Annotated in this window: 14 protein-coding genes; 8 read left to right on the plus strand and 6 right to left on the minus strand. The window is 43.6% G+C overall.

The window, feature by feature from the left end; genetic code table 11:
* Positions 1-7 precede the first annotated feature (7 nt).
* The gene (locus tag ACQ4LT_RS04220; RefSeq protein WP_445664770.1) at positions 8-1,381 is read left to right on the plus strand and encodes a sigma-54-dependent transcriptional regulator; all 1,374 of its coding nucleotides are present in this window, start codon (positions 8-10) and stop codon (positions 1,379-1,381) included.
* 95 nt (positions 1,382-1,476) lie between these two features.
* Positions 1,477-2,370 (plus strand): bifunctional methylenetetrahydrofolate dehydrogenase/methenyltetrahydrofolate cyclohydrolase FolD, encoded by an 894-nt coding sequence (gene folD, locus ACQ4LT_RS04225; protein WP_445664771.1) that lies wholly within the window; start codon positions 1,477-1,479, stop codon positions 2,368-2,370.
* Between the two features lie 85 nt (positions 2,371-2,455).
* Here the strand turns inward: folD and ACQ4LT_RS04230 are convergent, their stop codons facing one another.
* Positions 2,456-4,507, minus strand: coding sequence for a glycoside hydrolase family 97 protein (locus ACQ4LT_RS04230; RefSeq protein WP_445664772.1), 2,052 nt, complete (start codon positions 4,505-4,507; stop codon positions 2,456-2,458).
* A 262-nt stretch (positions 4,508-4,769) separates the two neighbouring features.
* Here ACQ4LT_RS04230 and ACQ4LT_RS04235 point away from each other — a divergent pair, with 262 nt between their 5' ends.
* Both ACQ4LT_RS04235 and guaB read left to right on the plus strand, forming a co-directional pair.
* Positions 4,770-5,099 (plus strand): hypothetical protein, encoded by a 330-nt coding sequence (locus tag ACQ4LT_RS04235; protein WP_445664773.1) that lies wholly within the window; start codon positions 4,770-4,772, stop codon positions 5,097-5,099.
* Positions 5,100-5,245: 146 nt separating this feature from the next.
* On the plus strand, positions 5,246-6,724 hold the full coding sequence (gene guaB / locus ACQ4LT_RS04240; RefSeq protein ID WP_445664774.1) for an IMP dehydrogenase: 1,479 nt from the start codon (positions 5,246-5,248) through the stop codon (positions 6,722-6,724).
* Positions 6,725-6,731: 7 nt separating this feature from the next.
* Here the strand turns inward: guaB and ACQ4LT_RS04245 are convergent, their stop codons facing one another.
* Both ACQ4LT_RS04245 and ACQ4LT_RS04250 read right to left on the minus strand, forming a co-directional pair.
* A complete protein-coding gene (locus tag ACQ4LT_RS04245) occupies positions 6,732-7,814 on the minus strand; it encodes an LptF/LptG family permease (protein ID WP_445664775.1) in 1,083 nt (360 codons plus the stop codon).
* Complete coding sequence (locus ACQ4LT_RS04250; RefSeq protein WP_445664776.1) at positions 7,807-9,246, minus strand: LptF/LptG family permease; 1,440 nt, start codon at positions 9,244-9,246, stop codon at positions 7,807-7,809. Before ACQ4LT_RS04250 ends, ACQ4LT_RS04245 begins: the two co-directional genes overlap by 8 nt.
* A gap of 295 nt (positions 9,247-9,541) precedes the next feature.
* Here ACQ4LT_RS04250 and sov point away from each other — a divergent pair, with 295 nt between their 5' ends.
* Complete coding sequence (gene sov / locus ACQ4LT_RS04255) at positions 9,542-16,705, plus strand: T9SS outer membrane translocon Sov/SprA (RefSeq protein WP_445665064.1); 7,164 nt, start codon at positions 9,542-9,544, stop codon at positions 16,703-16,705.
* Positions 16,706-16,807: 102 nt separating this feature from the next.
* On the opposite strand, the gene lnt is transcribed toward sov, so the two are convergent.
* Both lnt and rsmI read right to left on the minus strand, forming a co-directional pair.
* On the minus strand, positions 16,808-18,385 hold the full coding sequence (gene lnt / locus ACQ4LT_RS04260) for an apolipoprotein N-acyltransferase (protein WP_445664777.1): 1,578 nt from the start codon (positions 18,383-18,385) through the stop codon (positions 16,808-16,810).
* On the minus strand, positions 18,382-19,065 hold the full coding sequence (gene rsmI / locus ACQ4LT_RS04265; protein ID WP_445664778.1) for a 16S rRNA (cytidine(1402)-2'-O)-methyltransferase: 684 nt from the start codon (positions 19,063-19,065) through the stop codon (positions 18,382-18,384). The genes lnt and rsmI overlap by 4 nt, the downstream gene beginning before the upstream one ends.
* Positions 19,066-19,271: 206 nt before the next feature.
* Between rsmI and ACQ4LT_RS04270 the strand changes: the two genes are divergently transcribed.
* The 3 genes from ACQ4LT_RS04270 (at position 19,272) to dnaJ (ending at position 21,630) form a co-directional block, all read left to right on the plus strand.
* Positions 19,272-19,664: a VOC family protein gene (locus ACQ4LT_RS04270; protein ID WP_445664779.1), complete on the plus strand. Its 393-nt coding sequence runs from the start codon at positions 19,272-19,274 to the stop codon at positions 19,662-19,664.
* Between the two features lie 182 nt (positions 19,665-19,846).
* Positions 19,847-20,449: a nucleotide exchange factor GrpE gene (locus ACQ4LT_RS04275; protein WP_445664780.1), complete on the plus strand. Its 603-nt coding sequence runs from the start codon at positions 19,847-19,849 to the stop codon at positions 20,447-20,449.
* Between the two features lie 26 nt (positions 20,450-20,475).
* A complete protein-coding gene (gene dnaJ / locus ACQ4LT_RS04280; protein WP_445664781.1) occupies positions 20,476-21,630 on the plus strand; it encodes a molecular chaperone DnaJ in 1,155 nt (384 codons plus the stop codon).
* A gap of 125 nt (positions 21,631-21,755) precedes the next feature.
* Here the strand turns inward: dnaJ and ACQ4LT_RS04285 are convergent, their stop codons facing one another.
* Positions 21,756-22,649 (minus strand): ATP-grasp domain-containing protein, encoded by an 894-nt coding sequence (locus ACQ4LT_RS04285; RefSeq protein WP_445664782.1) that lies wholly within the window; start codon positions 22,647-22,649, stop codon positions 21,756-21,758.
* Positions 22,650-22,675: the final 26 nt, after the last annotated feature.

Raw genomic sequence — 22,675 nt, forward strand, 5'->3', positions numbered from 1 at the left:
GCACCCGATGTCTGATAAAAAACCAACCATTTTAATAACGGATGACGAAAAGAGCATCCGGAATTCACTACGAGATATCCTCGAATTTGAGGATTATGCTGTGCTTGAAGCAGAAAGTGGTGAGGAGGTTTTTGATCTTCTGGATGAAAATAGAGTAGATCTAATGCTGCTGGATATTAAAATGCACGGCATGGACGGAATTGAAATCCTGTCGAAATTGAAGGATGAGAATTACCAGTTTCCGGTAATTATGATTTCTGGTCACGGCAATATTGAGATTGCCGTAGAGGCGACAAAAAAGGGGGCTTTTGATTTTATTGAGAAACCCCCGGATTTAAACCGGCTGTTGGTGAGTGTACGCAACGCGCTGGATCAGCATCGCCTGTCTGAAGAAAACAGGTCAATAAAATCACGCCTTCCAAAGGTTCCCAAAATAATTGGCGAAAGCGATGCGATTAAGAAGATCAAGAGGACGATCAACAAGGTGGCGCAGACGAGTTCCAGGGTGATGATTACTGGTGAAAATGGAACGGGTAAAGAGCTTGTGGCTCGTTGGATTCACGAAAAAAGTGATCGTAGTAGTGAACCCTTTGTGGATGTGAACTGTGCGGCCATTCCCGCTGATCTGTTGGAGAGTGAGCTGTTTGGTCACGAAAAAGGAGCGTTTACTGGGGCTAGCAGCCAGCGCATTGGCAAGTTTGAGCAAGCCGATGGTGGAACGCTTTTTTTGGATGAGGTTGGGGATATGAGTCCCGATGCTCAGGCTAAAGTTTTGCGGGCTCTGCAGGAAAATGCTATTGTCCGCGTTGGGGGTACAGAAAAAATTTCGGTTGATGTCCGCGTAATTTCGGCAACGAACAAGGATCTTTTAGATGAAATAGAAACCGGTGGATTCCGCGAGGATTTATATCACCGGTTGAATGTGATTCCCATCCATGTACCACCGTTAAGAAAACGACGCGAAGATATTCCGCTGTTGGCCGAAGATTGGCTTCATAAATTAGCCGAAAAAGATATCATGTTTTCTGGGATCAATTTTACGGATGATGCACTGGAGCAACTTAAAAAACAAAATTGGTCTGGAAATGTTCGTGAGCTCCAGAATGGTATTGAGCGGTTAGGATTGTTGGCTGATGATTCTGAAATAAGCAAAGAAGATGTACAAGAGCTAACGCTTTCCAGGGGCAAAAAAAGTGATACATTTGCAGATTTGGCTGATAAAGTAGAGACTTTTCAGAAGTTTAAGGAGTCGGCCGAACAGTTATTTCTGATTCGGAAACTGGAGGAAAACAACTGGAATATTTCCCGAACAGCCGAAGCAATAGATATTCAGCGCAGCCACATGTACAACAAAATGAAAAAGTATGATATAGAGCGTTGATAATACGCAATGCAAATATGCATATTTCTTGCCGGGATACACCTTGTAGCGAATATTGAATAAATTATAATTTTAGTATTTAATAACGATTACTGATGTCAGCGAATATAATAGACGGTAAAAAAGTTGCACAACTAACCCGAGACGAAGTCCGAAAGGACGTGGAGGATTGGATAGAAGCGGGTAACCGTCCGCCATTTCTACAAGTGGTGCTTGTTGGAAATAATCCCGCTTCGGATGTCTATGTAGGGGCGAAAACCAAGGCCTGCAAAGAAGTGGGGATTGAAACTGGTACCATGCGCCTGCCTGATACGGTATCCGCGAAAGCCTTGAAGCAGACTATTCATGAGTTAAACAACGATGATTCGGTCGATGGTATTTTGGTTCAGTTACCGCTACCTAATCATTTATCTGCACACGATGTTATTGAATCTATAGATTACCGAAAAGATGTTGATGGTTTTCACCCCATGAATGTTGGACGTCTAACAGTGGGAGAGCCCAGCTTTCGATCTTGTACACCTGCCGGTATTATCGAACTGTTTAAACATTATAGTATCCCAACCAAAGGGAAACATGCAGTAGTAGTTGGTGCCAGCAATATTGTAGGGCGGCCAATTTCAATCTTGTTGAATAAAGAAAGCGGGGAGCAGGGGAAGGCTACGACAACCGTTTGCCACAAGTTTACCAAAGACTTGACCAAGCATACTATTGATGCAGATATTCTGGTTGTGGCTGCGGGACAACCAGAACTTATCAAAGGAGAGATGGTCAAGGAAGGGGTGGTTGTTATAGATGTTGGGATTAATCGGGTAGCAGATGAAACTAAGGAAAAGGGCTATACCTTGGTTGGCGATTGTGATTTTGAAAGTGTGAAAGAAAAGGCCAGCTGGATTACACCTGTGCCCGGTGGGGTAGGACCGATGACGGTAGCTATGCTGATGAAAAATACACTGCTTGCCGCTAAAAATTCTATTTATCCTGAATGAAGTACTTTTTTATAAAGAAATAGCAAACCTCCACTAAACTAAAGAAATTAGTGGGGCTTGTTTAATCAATTAATTTGGATTAGAGTCACATAGCCTCAAAACTGATGGCGGTCCCTCCCCCCGGGGCCATCCAGAGCTCAAGTACCGTATCGCTGTCAACTTCTTGCGTATTGATTTCATAGTCAGTCGGATTTTCTTCCCAATGCGCATTTTCTCCGTCTTTGTAAATCGTCGCATTGTACGTTTTTCCGTCATCCAAAAAATCCAGGGGTACTTCTACTGTTCGCTCATTTTCATCTGTCACTGCTCCCAAAAACCAAGTACTATTACCTTTTTCTTTTCGGGCAGTCACTACATAATCACCAATTTTGGCATCTAAAACGTGTGAAGCATCCCAGTCTACAGCTACATCGCGAATGAACTGGAACATGGGGTGGAAATCTCCGTCATCCGTCAAATAGTTTTCGGGTAGATCCGCCGCCATCTGCATGGGACTGTACAGCACGACATAGAGCGCCAGTTGGTTTGCTAAGGTAGACTTGACCTGTTCCCCATCCGAATATTCATCAAAAGAGATATCAAAAATACCGGGTGTATAATCGATGGGACCACTAAGCACACGTGTGAAGGGTAGAATAGTCGTATGCCCAGGTGGCATACCTTCACTCCAGGCGTTGTATTCCATGCCGCGCACGCCTTCACGGGTCATCATATTGGGATAGGTTCTACGCAGACCGGTTCCTTTAATAGGTTCATGAGCATTTATTCCAATCTGATATTCGGCTGCCTTTTCTACTACTTTTCGGTAGTGGCGAACCATCCATTGCCCGTGATGATATTCGCCTTTTGGAATAATACCACCGGCATAGCCCGTTTTAACATGATGAATACCCAGATCGTGATAGAGCTGGAAAGCCGTATCGAGCCTGGTTTCGTAATGGGCGGCCTGCCCCGATGTTTCATGATGACCGATCAACGCTACATTATTTGTCTTGGCATAATCAACCACTTCTTGCAAATCAAAATCAGGATAGGGCGTAGTAAAGTCGAAAAAGCCCACCGAGTCGGCGCCCCAGTACTCCCAGCCGGTATTCCAGCCTTCGACCAAAAAACCTTTTATATCGGCTCGGTTGTTAAAATCGATGTATCTTTTGGCATTCTCGGTAGTAGCTCCATGTTTAGAACCGCCCTGATCTTCGAATGAACCTTCCGCAGCCTCTTTGAGTCTCCAATTAGATTTTCCGATATGCATTTCCCACCAAATGCCAGTATATTTCATCGGCTCTATCCATGATGTGTCGTCCAGCTTATTGGGTTCATTTAGGTTTTGGAGTAAAAATGATTCCGCAAGAGCTCCGGGGGATTTGCTAACCTGAATAGTTCTCCACGGAGTAGAAAAAGGGGTTTTGGTTTTTACTTTAGTACCATCGGCCCAAGGCACGAGTTCACTAACCAGCTTAAGATCTTCAGTTACCCCCAGCGTCATTCCGGCATAATCGGTCAAATTTGCTTCGTGAAAGCTTAGATATACTCCATCTTCTGTTTTCATCGTGATGGGAGTATTGGCCGCGTTGAAGTTGTCAATCTGACGATCAACACGTTCGTTTTCGCCGGCAAATTCTGAAGCATCAATGTCACTTACCTTTGTTTGCTTGTAATTATACTCGTAGCTGTCGTAGTCGGCAGGAATCCACCAGCTGGTGTGGTCACCGGTAAGCGCGAATTCTGTTTGTTCATTCATAATAAACAGACTGTCGTCCATCGATTTCTGGGCGGGAAATTCATATCGAAATCCAATCCCATCATTAAAAACTCTGAATCGCAGTTTTACTACGCGCTCTCGATCATCCGTTTCTTTGAGTGATACCAATAACTCGTTGTAGTGGTTACTGACTTCCTTTTGTTCGCCCCAAACCGGTTGCCAGGTTTCATCAACAGACCTTCGTTCAATGCTTGATATTTGCAGACCCTCTTTTAAAGGAGGGAGTTTTTGAAATTCAAATCCCAGGCCTGAGGTGTCAATAACCTGTTCTTGGCCATATTGCACAGTGTATTGGGGGTTCCCGGAATCAGAAAGAGAGAATGTGACCGAGAGGTTTCCATCCGGAGAAGAAACAGTTGATAATTTATTCATCATATCGCAACCAAAAATTAAAAGAGAAGTAATAATTGCGATTGAAAGCGCTTTCAAAAAATGCATCATAAGTAAACAGTTGGTGTAAGAGTAACTTTTAACAGGTTTTAAAATTCATGGTTTTGGGATAAAAAACAACTCCCTGGCAAAAGAAAATTGCAGCTAAATATGCACTTGGTAATTTTATTTAAATAGGGGTGACATACTGATGTCACTCATGATTATTAGGTTAGAACTGAAGATCAATTAAACCTAAAAAGTCATTATGAATACCGCGATTAAAACAACACAAAAAAGTCTTGGTACTAATTTAGAACCCGTTCTCCGTAAGGTTTTAAAAGAGGCAGAGAAAGAGCATCGTGAGCTTCAGGAAATGTTTAAACTAATGGGATGGGGGGATATTCCCGATGCTCTTAAGTTGGAAGTCAAGGATGATGTATCGGCTATGGTTAATGAGTTGAAGGGGCAATATTCCAGCTGTGATCCCTATGTAGATCGTCGCCGCCAGCGTGTGGTTTACTGGATTGAAAATTATCGCGAGGGTCTTTGCTCGCTGGATACGGCTATCGATGCGCTGCATATAAAAAGTTTATGAGTATTTAAAAGGGAGGCGCTTGGTTCGCAAGTGGTTGTGGGTGATTCTGATTAACGAATTTTTAGAGAATTCTGTTAAGCAGGTCGCCCACATTTTTTTTATCTTTGCCCAAACTGGAACCACAATACTTGCAGATCTTTTTTACCATGGAAAATTCCTCTCCTTTCGACCGAATTTCACGTCAGGGTTTAACCTATGATGATTTACTCTTGGTCCCCGGTCATTCTGAAGTTGTTCCCCGCGATGTAGATACAAGCGTAGATTTAACTTCTGAACTTACGCTCAATATACCCGTCATCAGTGCGGCTATGGATACCGTATCGGAGTACCGGTTGGCTATTGCTCTTGCGCGCGAAGGTGGAATTGCCATGCTACACAAGAACATGTCGATTGAGGATCAGGCCGACCAGGTACGCATGGTAAAGCGCAGTGAAAGTGGGATGATTGTTGATCCGATTACATTGGGTAAGGATGAAACCGTGCGCAAAGCGCGTGGACTTATGAAGAAACATAAGATCGGTGGAATCCCTATTGTAAAAGATGACAATACGCTCATCGGTATTGTCACGAACAGGGATTTACGATTTGAGCACTATGTGGATAAGAAACTCAGTACTATCATGACGACCGAGAATCTTATCACGGCGCGCGAAGGTACCACACTTGAAGAGGCGGAAAAACTATTGCAGGAACATAAGGTTGAGAAATTGCCTATTGTGGATGATGATATGAAACTGGTGGGACTCATCACTTTTAAAGATATCGAGAAGAAGATGAATTTTCCCAACGCCTGTAAGGATGATATGGGACGTCTGCGCGTGGGAGCTGCGGTTGGTGTTACAGCGGATACATTGGATCGCGTTGAGGCATTAGTTAATTCCAGCGTAGATGTCATCACTATTGATACTGCGCACGGGCATTCACAGGGTGTGTTGAATATGGTAAAAGAGGTTAAAAAAGAGTATCCCGACCTGAATCTTATTGCCGGCAATATCGCAACCAAGTCAGCTGCAAAAGCACTTGTTGATGCTGGAGCAGATGTCCTAAAAGTGGGGGTTGGACCGGGATCTATCTGTACCACGCGTGTGGTAACCGGTGTTGGAGTGCCGCAAATGAGTGCAGTGATGGAAGTTGCCGAATATGCTCACGATGCTGGCGTTAGTGTTATTGCCGATGGCGGAATCAAGCAAACGGGAGATATTCCAAAAGCGCTGGCCGGTGGAGCCCACGCGGTTATGATGGGGTCGATGTTTGCAGGTGTTGATGAGGCGCCTGGTGAGACGGTTATCTATGAATCACGCAAGTACAAGTCGTACCGTGGGATGGGAAGCTTGGGAGCGATGGAACAAGGATCGAAGGACCGGTACTTCCAGGACGTTGAGGATAATATTAATAAGCTTGTGCCCGAAGGTATTGAAGGACGTGTTCCATATAAAGGATATCTAAGCGAAGTTGTCCATCAAATGACTGGCGGACTGCGTGCTGCCATGGGTTACTGTGGAGCGCCTGATATTGCAAGCTTGCAGCAGGCTGAGTTCGTACAGATTTCTGCGGCAGCTTATAAGGAAAGTCATCCTCATACGGTGGAAATTACCAAGGAAGCTCCAAACTATTCGGTAAGCTAATTTGAGATTATTTCCGAGCGTTGACAAGGATACTCACTCCAATAACCAGAAAAATAAGGTGAGGGAGTGTGGCTGCCAGCATGGGATCAAGTTCTCCCTGTCCGCCGAATGGTTCAATCACTTTCATCATCACCAGGTATAGAAAGCTTACAGCCAGACCGGCCGCGATATAGAATCCTTTGCCACCTTCCCGCCGAACCGAAGCCAGAGCAAATCCGACGATCGTCACAACAATAATCGAAAAGGGATAGGCATATCGCCCGTAGAGCTGAACTTTGGGCAACTCGACGCCTCCAGCGCCACTGCGCTCGATGGATTGAATATAACTTTGAGCTTCGGGATAAGTGAGCTGATAGATATCCGATGTTTTACGGGTCAGATCCCGTGGATAGATATTCAGCGTTGTATCCATAGAATCAACATGTACTTCGGAATATCCCATTTCGGTAAAGGTTTGTTTTCGTACATTTTCAAGCTTCCAGTGTTGTTTTTCTTCTTGCCAAATCATGCGCTGGATAAATAGCTTTTCGCTGATACTGTCGCCCTCAAAATTTATAACATCTACTCGATATCCGGTACCTTTATCTTGATTAAAATAATTTATTTTAAAGATGGAGTTTTCGGATTCCTGCCGAAAAATGCGATTTGTATCCACTTTATCCGATTTGCCGGACAGATATTCAGATTCAAAGGCAATGCGTGTTTCATTGGCATTGGGAATTACATAGGCATCCAGATAACTCATGATGGCTGTCATTAAAAAGGCGAAAGCCAGATACGGTAAAATAAGCCGGTATAGACTAACGCCGGCTGCTTTTAGGGCGGTAATTTCAAGTCGTTCAGCCATTTGTCCCGTTAAGTATAGGCAGGCAATAAATACGGCAACAGGTATAATTAAGCGGGCTATTTCTGGAATGTAATTGAGATAATACACCCCAAATATTTGGGCGAAGGTGGCTCCCTTATCGGTAAAATCTTCACTGTTTTCTGAAAAATCGATAACGATAAAAATGAATATCAGCACTATCATCACAAATAATGTGATGGTCAACATCCTAAAAAAGATATAGCGGTCAATTTTTTTAGTCACGATACTTCCACAGTTTTGAAAATTTAAAAGGAGTGCTAATGCTGATTACCATAATAAGTCCTACGGCACCGAGCACAATATCTGATAGCCACATGCCGGTAAAAGGTGAAATAAACAGGCGGTCAGCCATTTTTTCGCCCTGAATAATAGAGATCCAGTAGAATGTTAGGAATACTGTACCAATAAGAGCTGCGTATCCCAGGTTCCCTTTCTTGGTATACATGCCGATGGGAGCGCCAAGAAGGACAAATACGATACAGGCAATGGGTATGGAAAACTTTTTATGGATTTCAACCAGGTATTGCGCGATTTTTTCGAGCCGCCATTCGGTATCTGATACAACTTCTTCCATAAAGGATTTATAATTTCGCAGTTTCATCAAACCGATATCGTGGAGCCTTAATTGATTAGATTTTGATTGTAATTGTTGCAGTACCAGATACTGACTTTCATAAGGCGAATCTGTAGTATCGGACTCTGATTGCCTTGATTTGAATGTTTTGTTTTTACCGGTATTAAGTTTGGTAAGGGTAGGATAAATGTAGTTCTTATTTTTTAAGATGTGCTTTTTTTGTTGTTTAATTTGATTATTCAGGGAATCGATAACGCTACTCATGGCCTGTACATTCATGGTACGGTCGTTTCGGGAACGATCAGCAGGGTTGGAGCGGGAGAAGGCTAAATCTGAGAGGTCAAAGCTGATACGATACCTATCAAATTTGGTCTCCTCAAATACGTCGACCAGTTTTCCCTTTTGCCTGCGATCAAGTTTTCGAAGTATCGATCCGTTATTCAGAAAAAGAGTGAGTGTTTGTCCTTTTTGTTTACTTGTGAGTCGTCCCTTTTTGGCTTTTATGTAGGCTTCTTTACGATTACGGGTAGGATGTTGGTATATAGTAACATCACGAAGGGAATCAGATTCGTTGGTTATCTCTTTGACTAAAAAGGTATAATTGTCGATCCCTTCGTAAAATTCATTTTCTTTTAGATCAAAGCCAGGTTTTTTTAGACGGATATCAATAAAAAGAGATCGAGCTCGTTGATTGGCATCGGGTAGAATATCATTGGAAAACCACATCAGAAAAACGGAAAGTAGGATGGATGCAACCAAAACGGGATTTATAACATGGATGGGATTGATGCCTGCGGCGCGGATAGCTGTTAGTTCATTTAATTCCGTAATTTTACCATATGCCATCAGCGAAGCTACCAGTACCGCCATTGGCACAGCAAGTACTACCATGGAAGCCAGGTTTGTAATAATAAGCTCTAAAATAACCCATAGCGGTAATCCTTTGCCAATAAGCAGATCAATATAAAGAATTAGAAATTGCATAAGCAGCAGGAACATCAGTGTACAGAAACAGAAGATGAAGGGACCTATATGCCGCTTAAGAATATCTAATTGTAATTTGTTGGGTAGTAATCGCATATTGTTGATTGATTTAGGAAGCCTAAAATTAGGTCTATATGGGTTCTTTACAAAATGGATATTTATTATGACTACAAATCCAGAGTTTGTATTTTTATGGAAAGCAGGAATCCATTATAATTCTGCTGAGTGCATGGGGACACGGTCATTTCAATAAAAATAAGGAGCTGTATATACAGGATCGCTACCATAGGTTTACTGATTGAAATAATATGTAAATATATTCTACAACGGTTTCGTGCAGCTCAAAGCATTTAATTTTTCAACGTTTGTTTTACTTTTTTGCTTGGCAGCTATGGTGGCAGGTCCCGAGCAGAGTATGGGTCAGGCCGGACAGGACTCACTTCGTGTAACGCCTGTGCAGCCTGACACATTGCCTCGGTTGCATAAACTTCCCTCCATCTCGCATCCCTTCCCGGATGTACCTCCCAAGCTTTTTTATATACAACTACCCCAAGAAGAGACCTATGTGCAGCGCGATTCCCTGGGATCATATAGCAGTCAACGGTTGTTATATAAGATACCGGTTGCCTCCAGTTTTCATATGAGCTTTGAGCAGTATGCAAAAGAGTCTAAGCGGCGTCATCTGAAAAATAATTGGCAGATGCTTATACAAGAGCAACGAACAGAGAATCAGCGCCAACAGGGTTTGCTTGATTTTAATCTTGATATACCGGGTGGAGAGGAGTCCACTTTTACAACCATTTTTGGAAAGCCGGAAGTCAACTTGAGTATTAACGGAACGGCTAATATGAATGTGGGGGCCTCTATTCAAAAGACTGAAAATCCCAAAATTCCGGAAGATCAACGCCGGCAGATAGACCCTACTTTTGAACAAAGTTTGAAGCTGAATATTCAGGGTACGATTGGTGATAAGCTTTCTATCCAAACCGATTGGGATACCGAACGCGATTTTGACTTTATGAACCGCCTGAACATTGTTTATGATGGGTATGAGGATGAGATATTGCAGCGCCTGGAATTGGGGAACGTGTCTATGCAAACAGGCAACTCGCTGATCCGAGGCGGTAGTGCTCTTTTCGGTGTTAAATCTGTTGCTCAAATTGGGTCGCTGAAATTAACGTCAGTGCTATCTCAGCAGGAGGGGGATAGCAAAACAGAAACAATAACTGGGGGAGCACAAGAGCAGAAAATTTCTATTCGTCCGGGCGATTATGAATCCGACAAACACTTTTTTCTTGATTTCTTTACCCGCCAGGAGTTTGAAGATAATGTCTCCAATCCACAGCAGCAGGGACAGGCTTTACAGCTCACGGAAATTAATGTGTGGGTACTTCGCGAGTCTTCGCAGTCACAGGAGGGGGAACGACAGGCTATTGCACTTGGGGACTTAGGTGTAGTACAAAATCCGGACAGTACGTATTCACCACCTGATGAAGATCAGGATGTATTTGATGAGACGACTTTGGATCAATATCGGGATCCCTCCAAAGGAATTTCAGCAGAAAGTTTTGGGGTTGAGTCCACGTCATTTGTTGAAGGATATTTTGTTCCATTAGAGGAGGGAGCTGATTATAGTTTAGATCGAAATCTGGGATATATATCTATAAAACGGAATTTGGGTTCACGGCAAGCATTGGCCGTTTCTTTTAAATATCGTGATTCCGAGACAGGCAAAACGGTAAGTGTGGGGGATATGGGCCAAGGCGGTAATGATCGCATGTATTTAAAGTTATTACGCCCACAAACAGTGACGACCTCAAATATTTTGTGGGATTTGATGATGAAAAATGTGTACTCATTGGGAGCGAATAATTTAACACAGGATGGATTAGATCTGGACATCAAATATACCGAACAAAATGTCCCCAGCAGTTCGTTACCACAGCGCGATCAAATTTTATTGCAGGATTTAGGACTCGATCGGGTTGACCAGCAGGGAGCGTTGAATCCTGATAATAAAATTGATTTTAGTACAATGGTATTGGAACCGTCTACCGGTACCCTTATTTTTCCTTATTTGGAACCCTTTGGCTCACGCATTGAACAATTGCTTATAGAATCCGGGACCCCGCCTGATCGTGTAAGTGACCTTACCTTTGATGAGCTGTATAATGAGAAAAGGGTAAATGCGAACCAAAGTTCAAAAAATAGCTTTTATCGTATTCAGGGAAGTTCAAAGGGAAGCATTTCCTCCAGTTATTCGCTTGGATATTCGTTGGTTGAAGGTTCAGTTAAAGTATTTGCTAACGGACGCGAGCTACAGGAAGGAACCGATTATGTCGTCGATTATTCGATCGGAAGTATCACAATATTAAATGATCAGTATCTTCGACGCGGGCAGGAAATTAAAATTGAATACGAAAATAATCAGCTTACACAGATAGGTAAAAAGAGCTTTACCGGATTAAGAGCAGAGTATCAGTTTACGGATAATATATCGCTGGGAAGTACCTATTTTAATCTTAAAGAGCGTCCGCTGCAGGATAAAATTCGTATTGGTGATGAACCGGTAAATAACTCGGTTGTGGGAGTCGATGCTAATGCTCATTTTGATACTCCGTGGCTTACCCGACTGATTGATCAGGTACCCTTGTTGCAGACCAAAGAAAGTTCAAGCTTCACGGTAAGTGGGGAATTTGCTCATCTGCGTCCGGGCGTATCCCAGACAAGTGCGGTGAATGATGCGATTGAAAACGATCGCTTATTTGAAGATGAAGAAAACGGCCTTTCGTTTATTGATGATTTTGAAGGCTCAGATATTGGGTTGAGTTTTACGAATCCAAGCCGGTGGAATCTTGCGGCAGCACCTGCGGCCGTACCGGGTTATGGACCGGATGAGATGTTTTTTGAAGATAATCCGTCAGAGAATCCATCGACAAATATTGCTGACAAAATTGCTCGATCCGATCTTCGCGGGACTTTTTCTTGGTACAGCATCCCACAAAATATTGACCAAATTTTGGGAGGAGTTAATTTTACTCCCGAAACTGAGCAAGTCAGGATGACGGATGTGTTTCCTAACCGGGATGTGCTTACCGAAGAAAATTTCATCAGTACCCTGGATGTCTATTTTGATCCCACCAAGCGAGGGCCGTATAACTACAACGAAAATTTGCGAACACTACTTGAAGATGAGCCAGAGCGTACCTGGAGTGGGATGACAACTACGTTGCCTTCGGGTCAGGAAGACCTGACGCAAAATAACATTGAGTTTCTCGAATTCTGGATGCAGACTGTATTACCTAACGGCCAGTCTCCATCTGCCCAAGACCTGCAGGATTATGAAGGCAAGATTTATATTGATATTGGCGTGGTATCGGAAGATGTGGTTCCCAACTTTAAAACTAATACCGAGGATGGATTGGTTCGCCGTCCCCAGGATTTACAAGAAGATAATATTAGTGGACAGTCGCGGTCGTATATTCCCACACCGTTGCCGGCTCCGGAGGGACAGTTTTCGAATGATACGCGTGAATTGTCAGATGTTGGACTTGATGGTGCTCCAAACGAAGGTGGAGTTGACAATAAGAATGAGCAAAATCTATTCTCAGGATTTCTTGAGGAGATGGCTTCGGTGTATGGGGCTTCAAGTGAGCAATATCAGCAGATTGAAGATGATCCCTCAAACGATGATTACGTGTATTATGGAGAGAGTGAGGCGGGAAATGGTGATCTCCAAGAACGTTTTTTGCGCATGTATGGCTATCATGATGGGAATACCCCGCCAAACGAGGGAGAAAAGCGGGCCGTAACGAATAAGCCCGATACTGAGGGGTTGATTACTCCATCCATTGTTGAGCAGAACAACGCTTATTTCCAGTATGAAATTGACTGGAATCCCGCCGACTTTTCTGAGTTAGAGCCGGGATCGGAGGGTACTTTTATTGTGGATAAAGTAGACGGTCCGAATCAGGAAGACCGATGGTACCAGGTACGGCTGCCACTGGAAGAGTGGGTACGTAAAGTGGGAGGAATCGAAAACTTCCAAAACATTTCGTATATCAGGGTTTGGCTATCAGGGTATGAAAAACCATTTACCCTGCGTTTTGCTACGTTTGAGTTGGTGGGTAGTCAATGGCGTCCGGCCCAAAATGTTCATCAGCAGCAGGGTACAACACAGGGGGAGTTCAATATTTCATCCGTAAACATCGAGGAAAACAGCCAGCGGAGTCCTATTCCATATCGCCAGCCCGAGGGGGCAATTCGAGCTGTGAATCGCGATCGTCAGCGACAGACCATTGCCAACGAGCAGTCGATCACCATGAATGTGAAAAATCTGGGACCTGGTGAGCTGAAAATGATGAAGCGCGTATATCCCGGGGGATTGAATATGATTAACTACTCCAATGTGCGAATGTTTGTACATGGTGAGGGATATGATAATCGTGATCATGCAGAGCTGGTCGTCCGCTTTGGTACAGATCTGACCAACAACTATTATGAGTATCGCCAACCTATCTCACCCTCCGATCCGAATTATCCCTACAGTACCAAACAGCTGAGTGAAATGAGTGAGGCCGAGCGTGAGATGGAGGCGGAGGAAGTCTGGCTCTACGAAGAGAACAGCATGAATATTTTAATGCGGGCTTTTAATGAGTTAAAACAGTTGCGCGACCAACAAGGGGTCGAAAATAATACGGTTTTTGAGCGCGGTGATTTGTTGCAGGAAGCACCTTCGGGCGCGGTTATTGCTGTTAAAGGAAATCCATCACTCGACAGAGTGGGAGAAATTGGAATGGGAATCCAAAACCCTTTTGATCCGCAAAATCCTGATGCCGGTGGAATTGCTTCTTTGGATGGACAGTTTTGGTTTAATGAGCTTCGCGTATCGGGTTTTGATAATAAATCGGGGTGGGCGGCTAATGCCAAAGCCGAAATGAAATTAGCAGATTTTGCTACGATGAACGCAAATTTTAATAGAGAAACGGATGGCTTCGGAGCTCTTAATTCCCGATTGGGGCAGCGCCGTATGTCAAACGTGCAGGCGTATGATCTCAATTCAACCGTGAATATGCATAAATTTATCCCCGATCGCTTTGGCTGGAATATTCCAGTATCACTCTCTACGCGTCGCTCATCATCGACACCCCGGTATTTGCCCAATCAGGGTGATGTTCGGCTCTCGGAATTTGAAAACGCAGTGCAAGCCCGCGATGATATTTCTGAATCTGAGAAACAACGAATTATTGATCAGCGTATTGGGGAAAGCCAGACAGTAACTGAGAGTTATTCCATCAATGTATCCAATTTGTCAAAGTCGAGATCGCAATCAAGTCTGGCCGAATATACGCTCGATAAAACAACGTTAAATTATGTTTATAATGTTACGGAACGAAGAAACCCACAGTACCAGCGACAGGATAACTGGAATTACAGCGGTTCGGTACGGTACAATTACAGTTTTCCACAAACAAAGGTATTTCGACCATTGGGATTTTTAGGAAATGTGCCGTTAATACATCCATTTGCGGGAATACAGTTGGGATATACGCCGGCTTCTATCAACGCCTCGTTTGGTATGGATCGGGAATACGACGAGCAGCTCCGAAGGATTACCGGTCTTGATTTGGAAAATGCGCTGCAGCAATCCCACAGCTTTACATACGACACCGAATTTGGCCTTGGATATAATATCACCCCGAGCATTAAAACAACTTTTCGTTCTCGCACCGTGTTTGATTTATCACGAGCAGGAATTGAAGAGGCCGATCCGGGTAATCCCATAGCTGATTCTACTCAATATTCGGTACGTCCCTCTTTTGATGTACTCAGTGATCATGTTTTTGACACCCTGTCATCCAGGCGAAGCAACTATCAGGAGTCGTATACCGCCGGCTGGCAGCCTAAGTTAAACAGGGTAAGTGCTTTGGATTGGATTAACTATTCAGCCAATTACAGTGGAGGATATCAGTGGAGAAACAGTCCGCGGGGATCAGACTTGGGGGCAAATGTATCGAATAATTTTTCGCTGAACCAGACGCTGGATTTCAATATTCGAAGTCTGCTGAGCGGTATGGAATGGTATCGGAATCTGCAAAACAATAGAGAGAGAAATAATACTTTTTCGGCTGATACGACTGAAGGGTTGACTGAAGAGCAGTTGGGCAAAACCCTTGGTAGTATTGGAAAAAAAGCTGCGGGGGCAATATTGAGTATTCAGTCTATGGACTTTTCTTTTAATATTTCTCAGAGTTCGCTGCAACGTGGATATGCAGGTACGTCGCCCCTGTATGATATGTTCGGACGTAGCGGCAGGGAATATTCTCCCCCATTCTCGTATCGTACGGGATTTGTAAATGAAATTGGGCTTGATCGATTGATTAATAATCCGAGTGAAACGTCGTCACTACAGCTCCCTTCAAATCATAATTTAACCGATGATATTACCGTGCGGTCGCGGTTTCAACCCTTTAAGAATTTAAGCATCGACTTGTCTTGGAACTCGAAGTGGAATGAAACGAATACCAAATCAATTACCATAGATCCCAATCAAAATCGTAGTACAGTACGTTCGCAGAATGGCTCTATTTCTTCAAGCATCTGGGCTTTTGGCAGCGGTTATGAGGACTTTTTCAGGAAACAGTTAAGTACTGCTTTTGATGATATTGGTGATAACACCGTTATTACTGATTCTACCGGCAATAGCGATGGACGATCAGTGTTGGGACGAACGGCTCTTCAGGAGGACTTCAGACAGTCATATCTCACCTTTAGCCAGGGAGCCATTGGCGATCGTAATTTTACACCCTTTCCGTTGCCCGGATGGCGTATCACGTGGACAGGATTAGAAAAGTTTATTCCCTACTTTGGCGATTTGATGTCACGGGCATCTCTATCGCATAATTATAGCGGTACCTACCGTCTGGGATGGGTTTTTAATGCCGATCAAAGTTTGCTTCCAGATATTTCACTGGGTGCCTATTCTGTTACCAATCGTAGACCCGAGTTTGAGCCCAGCAGTATTAATATCGAGAAGCGATTTAGTCCGCTTGTGGGATTAAATTTGACCTGGAAATCGAACTTGCGGACCAATATCCAATATGAACAGAGTAAAGTAACCAGCTTGGCGCTTTCGAACTCCACAGTGATTGAGCGTATGTCCAAGGGGCTTAAACTCACCTTCGCCTATACCATCCGTAATTTCAAAATTCCGTTTTTCAAGCGCTTGGATAATGCTGTAGATATTACGCTGAATGGGAGCTATATCGAAGACGAGGAGAAGAAATTCGAGCTTGACTCCGATATTGACGAGGCCCTTACCGCCGGGCCTGATGAGATTATCAAAGATCCCGATCGGGCTGAGTTCTCAAGTACGGTTACCGGTGGACAGGCGCGTATCAACGGGTCGGCCGTTATTGGATACCAGTTTTCACAGATGATACAGGCCAATTTTGAATACAATTATAGTAAGCTGGTTCCCAAAACATCAGGAGTGTACGGCCGAACTGATCACGACATCCGGTTCAATATTGTAGTCTCCATTCGTTCTAATTAGACAGGATTCGTAATTACAAGTTTAGTAAAGCTGAATTTATGGCTATGAAATGGAAAAGATCCCCTAAAATTTGGAAACTTAGCGGATCTGAGTAATAATATTTTAAAGTGAATATTCTTTCTTGTTCCAAAGTGAAAACCCTATTCCGAAAATCGAGAGCGTTATCATTAAATAGGGTAGCCAATCTCCGAAACGAGTATATAATGTTTGGGATGTAAGTACCGGTACTTCATAATTAAATGCAGTTGTTTTCCAGTAGGACGTTTCCACTTTGATGGAGCCGTCCGGCGCGATGATGCCCGAAATACCATTGTTAGCGCTACGAACAATCCATCGGTCAAATTCGATGGCACGTAGCCGTGCGTAAGCAAAATGCTGCTCGTGTCCGCTGGTGTTGCCCCACCAGCCATCGTTAGTGATGATCGTCAGATAGCCCGATCCTTCTCGCACATAGTTGCGGATCCAGCTTGGATAAACTGAATCGTAACATATAAGTGCCGGGGTTGCCGTGCCATTTACTAAAAACTGATCGGGACGATGCCCCTTACCGTAGCCCTGAATTTGATTCCAATTAACCCACCTAAAAACATCGATGGTATTTAAAAAGTGGACGAATGGAATGCGTTCTACGATGGGTACCAAATTGTGTTTGCGGTACGCCTCCATTTCTTTATTGGGATAGAAGCCGAGTGCTGCATTAAACGGCAGATATGAACCACGTTGATCTTCGTAGGTGAGGGCAGGGATATCATTCTCAAAGAATTCAAAAAAGGTAGCCCCGGTAATGAGTGTGGCATCCTGTTTATCAGCATAATTTTTAAGTTGCTTTTTTGTCCGGTCCGAAAAATTTCGATACCCATTGATGTTTAAAATTTGATTCTGCACGGCATTTTCCGGCCAGACGATTAGCTGGGTTTGTTCGGTGATTACAGAGTCAGTCAGTGACAGAAGGTGATCGTTGGCTTCTTGGGCACTGTCAAATCCACCGTTGGGTTCGTAAGAGTCAAAGTTGGGTTGGACAACGACCACTTCATGGGTTCGTTCGGGTTCAGTTTCGCTTTCAAAAGCGGAAATTGAAATGGACCAAGCAGGAAATATCAGCAGTATCGAAACAAGTGCAATTTTTGTGGATTGCTTGGGCTTTTGCAGCTGCTGGTATGCAAGTGCCGTGGCAAAAATCACCCAGAATGAGATGCCCCAGTAGCCGGTTACCGAGATGTATTGTACTAATTGTGGCATATTGGCCCATGCATTTCCAACCGCGAGCCATGGCCAGGCCAGATCCCACTGGTGGTGCAGAAATTCGTAAGATAGCCAAAAGGCCGTTTGCAGCAGGGCGATAAGCCAGGGACTCAGTTTTTGTCGCTGTACTTTATACTGTAGCATCACGGGGATGGTCATTACCGCGGCATTGGCCAGAATTGCAGCAATTCCACCGGCTACCGTCGCCATCACCAGCCAGTAGGTGGTAATAATATTCCAAATGAGAAATGCCGGATAGACTTTGTAAGCTGCTTCGCGGGCGGAATCGGAAAGGTCAATAATGCGGAAGACCAGCAGGAATGCCGGGAAGATAAGAAAGGACAGAGGTACCGGGGGGTAGCTTAACCCCAGTAGGATTCCCGAAGTAATGCTTAGCGTCCAGCTGCTATTCCAAAATTGTTGGATTGAGTATTTCATTCGCTGTAATCTTTTGGAGCAATAATAACGACTATTTCTCCTTTAATTTCATCCCGTAGCTGAAAAGTATCATACACCGATTTTATTGATCCGCGAACCACTTCCTCAAACTTTTTAGTAAGTTCGCGGCAGACTGCCATCATACGCTGGTCGCCCATATATTTACGCAGTTCTTCGAGTAGTTTCATCAGGCGATGAGGACTTTCATACAACACAATGCTGCGCTGTTCATCTACCAGTTGTTTGAGCTGTTTCTGACGTCCCTTTTTCTGTGGAAGAAAACCTTCGAACACATATTTGTCGCACGGTAATCCACTGGCAACAAGAGCGGTTGTAGCAGCATCAGGACCGGGAATCACGGAGACCGAATGTCCGGCCTGATGAGCAGCACGAACAGCTAAAAATCCTGGATCGGAAATACCGGGCATACCTGCATCAGAGATGATGGCTACATTTTGTCGTGCATCTAAAATATTGAGCAAGTGTTCTACCTTTTGATGTTCGTTATGGGCATGAAAGGCAAAGGTATTTGCCTCTATCCCCATTTTTTTCAACAGCACGCCTGAGGTTCGCGTATCTTCACAGGCGATATAGGAAACCGATTTAAGTGTTTTTATAGCTCTCTCGGAGATGTCCTCGAGATTTCCAATGGGTGTTGCAACAATATAGAGGGTACTCAACAGTTGTCGGGTTTTAGGGTTTTCAGTTTTAAAATCCCACCAAAAGTAACAAAAACTTATTAACTATATCGACTGTCTATGATAATTAGACAGGCTGAAATTGAGGCGGAAAAAGACTATACTTAGCTGCGTTGGAAAATGAATAATAATTGAGAATTTTCTTTATCAACACTTTTAGAATTTATTAATAAATAGATAAAATTATTATGGCAGATTTTAGTCCATCAGGTATTAATCACATCACCATTCGAGTAAATGATATTGAGCGTGCAGAAGAGTTTTACGGGGATATTCTGGGATTTGATCTCCTTCGCAAAATGGGAAAGAGCATGGCGGTGTATCAGGTTGGCGAAGAGGATACGCTGGTGTTGGTTGAGGCAGAAACAAGCTATGATCCGGAATCAAGGGACTACCGCGTAGATCATTTTGGATTTTTCTTGGATTCGGAGGAAGAGGTTGACGAGATGGCAGATTATTTCCGTGAAAAAGAAGTCTCTATTTTAAGTGGACCGGCAAACCGCAAGCGGGGACGATTTGTATTTATATCCGATCCCGACGGAAATATGCTGGAGTTTTTCTACGAAGAAGATGACGAATAATTGTTGTGTTGGTGCGTTAGATATTAATACAAAAAGCTGACACTCTGAATCTTTCCTTTTATTGGGAAATAGAACTTCCGTAACTTTGTCAGCAGATTTAGAGGTATAGGGTGATGGCATGTTATTTGCATTCTTGCACCCTAAAGAACAAAAATAGAATTTAATTGTTAATTTAGTTTCACATGAGCGAATCCAAAGAAAATATAACTGAAGAACAGGCGGCCGAAAAAGAGCAGTCGGCTGAGCAACAAAATGAGAAAACTGAGGAGCTATATTCTCAGTACGAAGATTTTGAAGCAGATGAGCTGCGTGAATTGCTTGTTGCACGCGATCAGAGAGTACAGCAATTAGAAGAGGAACTTGCTGAAGCAAAAGATAACCACTTGCGAAAAGCCGCTGAGTTGGAGAATTATCGCAAGCGAGTACAGCGGGAGCGTTCGCAGGTTTATGAAACGGCTAAAGCTAATGCGCTGGAAGATTTTCTGGAGATCAACGATGATCTGCAGCGTACGCTGAAGGCGGCTGAAGAGCTCGAGGTTAATGATACTCTGATGGATGGTGTAAATCTTGTAGCCAGTAAATTTAAAGAAGTGCTTAATACATACGGTGTGGAACGCATTGATGAAGAAGGCGTTCCGTTTGATGTAGATCTGCACGATGCTATGATGAGGCAAAAGCCCCAAGATGACAGTATTGGCAGTGATGTTGTTCTCAATGTTGTGGAGAGCGGTTATCGTATGGGTGATCGTACCATCCGTCACGCAAAAGTAATTGTAAGCGAATAAATTTATAAGGTTAGTTAGTTCAACACATGTCTAAATTAGACTATTACGACGTACTCGGCGTAAGCAAAGATGCATCTGATGATGAAATTAAAAAAGCCTATCGAAAGAAAGCGATGAAGTTTCATCCGGATCGTAATTCTGATGATCCGGAAGCTGAACGAAAATTCAAGGAAGCTTCAGAAGCCTACGAAGTGCTGGGGGACGAGCAAAAACGTCAACGGTACGACCAATTTGGCCATCGCGGTGTAAATGGCGGTGGATTTGGAGGCGGTGCCGGTGGATTCGAAGATGTCGGCTTTGAAGATATTTTTAGCCGATTCAGCGATATCTTTGGCGGTGATTTTGGGGGCGGACGCGGTCGTTCGCGCGGACGTCGCTCTTCGGGTCAGCCCGGTTCGGATATGAAGTTGCGCATTGAGCTTTCACTTGAAGAAATTGCCTTTGGCACTGAGAAGAAGTTAAAGGTTAAAAAGCATATCAAATGTGATGAGTGTAATGGTACCGGTGCGGAATCGGAAGAAGATTTTGAGATGTGCGGTACTTGTAATGGTACAGGCGAAGTGCGACAGGTTCGCAAAACGATGCTCGGCCAAATGGTAAATGTGCAGCCGTGTCCCGATTGCCGTGGCGAAGGTCGTATTATTCGCAATAAATGTTCGAAATGTAATGGTGAAGGTCGCTACCGAGGTGAGAAGACTGTTAAAGTAAATGTCCCCTCGGGCGTATCCGAAGGCAATTATATAACCCTGCGTGGAAAAGGAAATGCCGGTAAGCGCGGCGGTGAAGCGGGATCATTAGTTGTATTGATCGAAGAAAAAGAGCACGAGCATTTTGAGCGCGACGGCAACGATATTTATTATGATCTGGTACTGAGCGTTCCCGACGCAATCCTGGGTACCGAAGTACAGGTACCGACGCTCAAAGGCAAAGCAAAAATAAATATTGAAGCAGGTATTCAACCAGGCAAGTTGTTGCGAATGAGCGAGAAAGGCATTCATGGACTTAATCGCTCAGGTATTGGAGATCAATATGTGAGAGTGAATGTATATATGCCTGAAGATCTCTCCGATGAAGAGCGCGAACACGTAGAGGCGCTGAGAGGTAATGAGCATTTCAAGGCATCAAATAAAGAAGATGACGGCAAAGGATTCTTCTCTAAGATAAAAGATGTGTTTACGTAGTGTGTTTTAGTAGTAAGTTATGAGTATTAAGTAGTGAGTTGAAAATCTACGAATAAACTTACTAAAAATTGTTTCCGATTTGCTCCATTTATTCTGGTCACACTGCTCTGTAGTGTGACCTTTTTTTATTTTTGATCTTGGATAGAGAGCTTTTGGGTCATCCATTTATCAAAAGCCTTTGCAAACCGCTTGGGCGATTCCGGATCCATGTTGAAGTAGAGTGATGGCTCGATGAGTTCAAGCTCCATCAGTGCAAAGGTGTTGTCGGGGGTCCGGACGTAATCGGCGCGGGTATAGAGCGGTTCGGGTTCAATCATATCACGCATTGTGCGGGCGGTTTTGAGGAGATGCTTTTCGGGTTCTACTTTTTTAAGTCTACCCCCGTGTTCTTCTTGTACGCGAAAGTCGTCGTTCTTGGGGGTTTTTAGAATGGTATGGCTGTAGGTATCTCCAAAAAAGAAAACCGAAAATTCCCCCTCCTCCGTGATATTGTTCATAAATGGTTGCGCTAAAAAGGGACGATCTTTGAACACGGATTTCAGATCGTCAACAAAAATGCCATAGTTCGATTTATGAATACGGAACGTGTTATCAGCTCCGGCACTAATAGTCGGTTTTATAACGATCTCTTCTGATTTTAAATCAGTAAAAACAGAAGGGAATAGATCTGTATTAAACTTCTGATACCACAGGCTTGGGACGATCTTAATGCCGCGAGATTCCAGATCGCGAAGATAGGTTTTATCAATATTCCATTTGACGATTTTAAGACTGTTTTCGAGCACTGCATCCGATTGTTCGATCTCGGCCAGCACATCTAAAAAAGCCTGGGGTTCCTTTTGATAATCCCAGGGACTGCGAATGATGACGGCATCATAGCTATTCCAATTTATATCATTGCTACGCCAAGAAATCTCCTCAGCATGCCATCCTAACTCTTTGAGTGGCTCAAGAAGCAGATGATCATAGACTTCAAAATCATCGAGGTTGTCCATCGAAAGAAAGGCGCAACGTTTCATCGTACTAATAAATATTTGAAATTTAG

The sequence above is a fragment of the Fodinibius sp. AD559 genome (assembly GCF_052712805.1).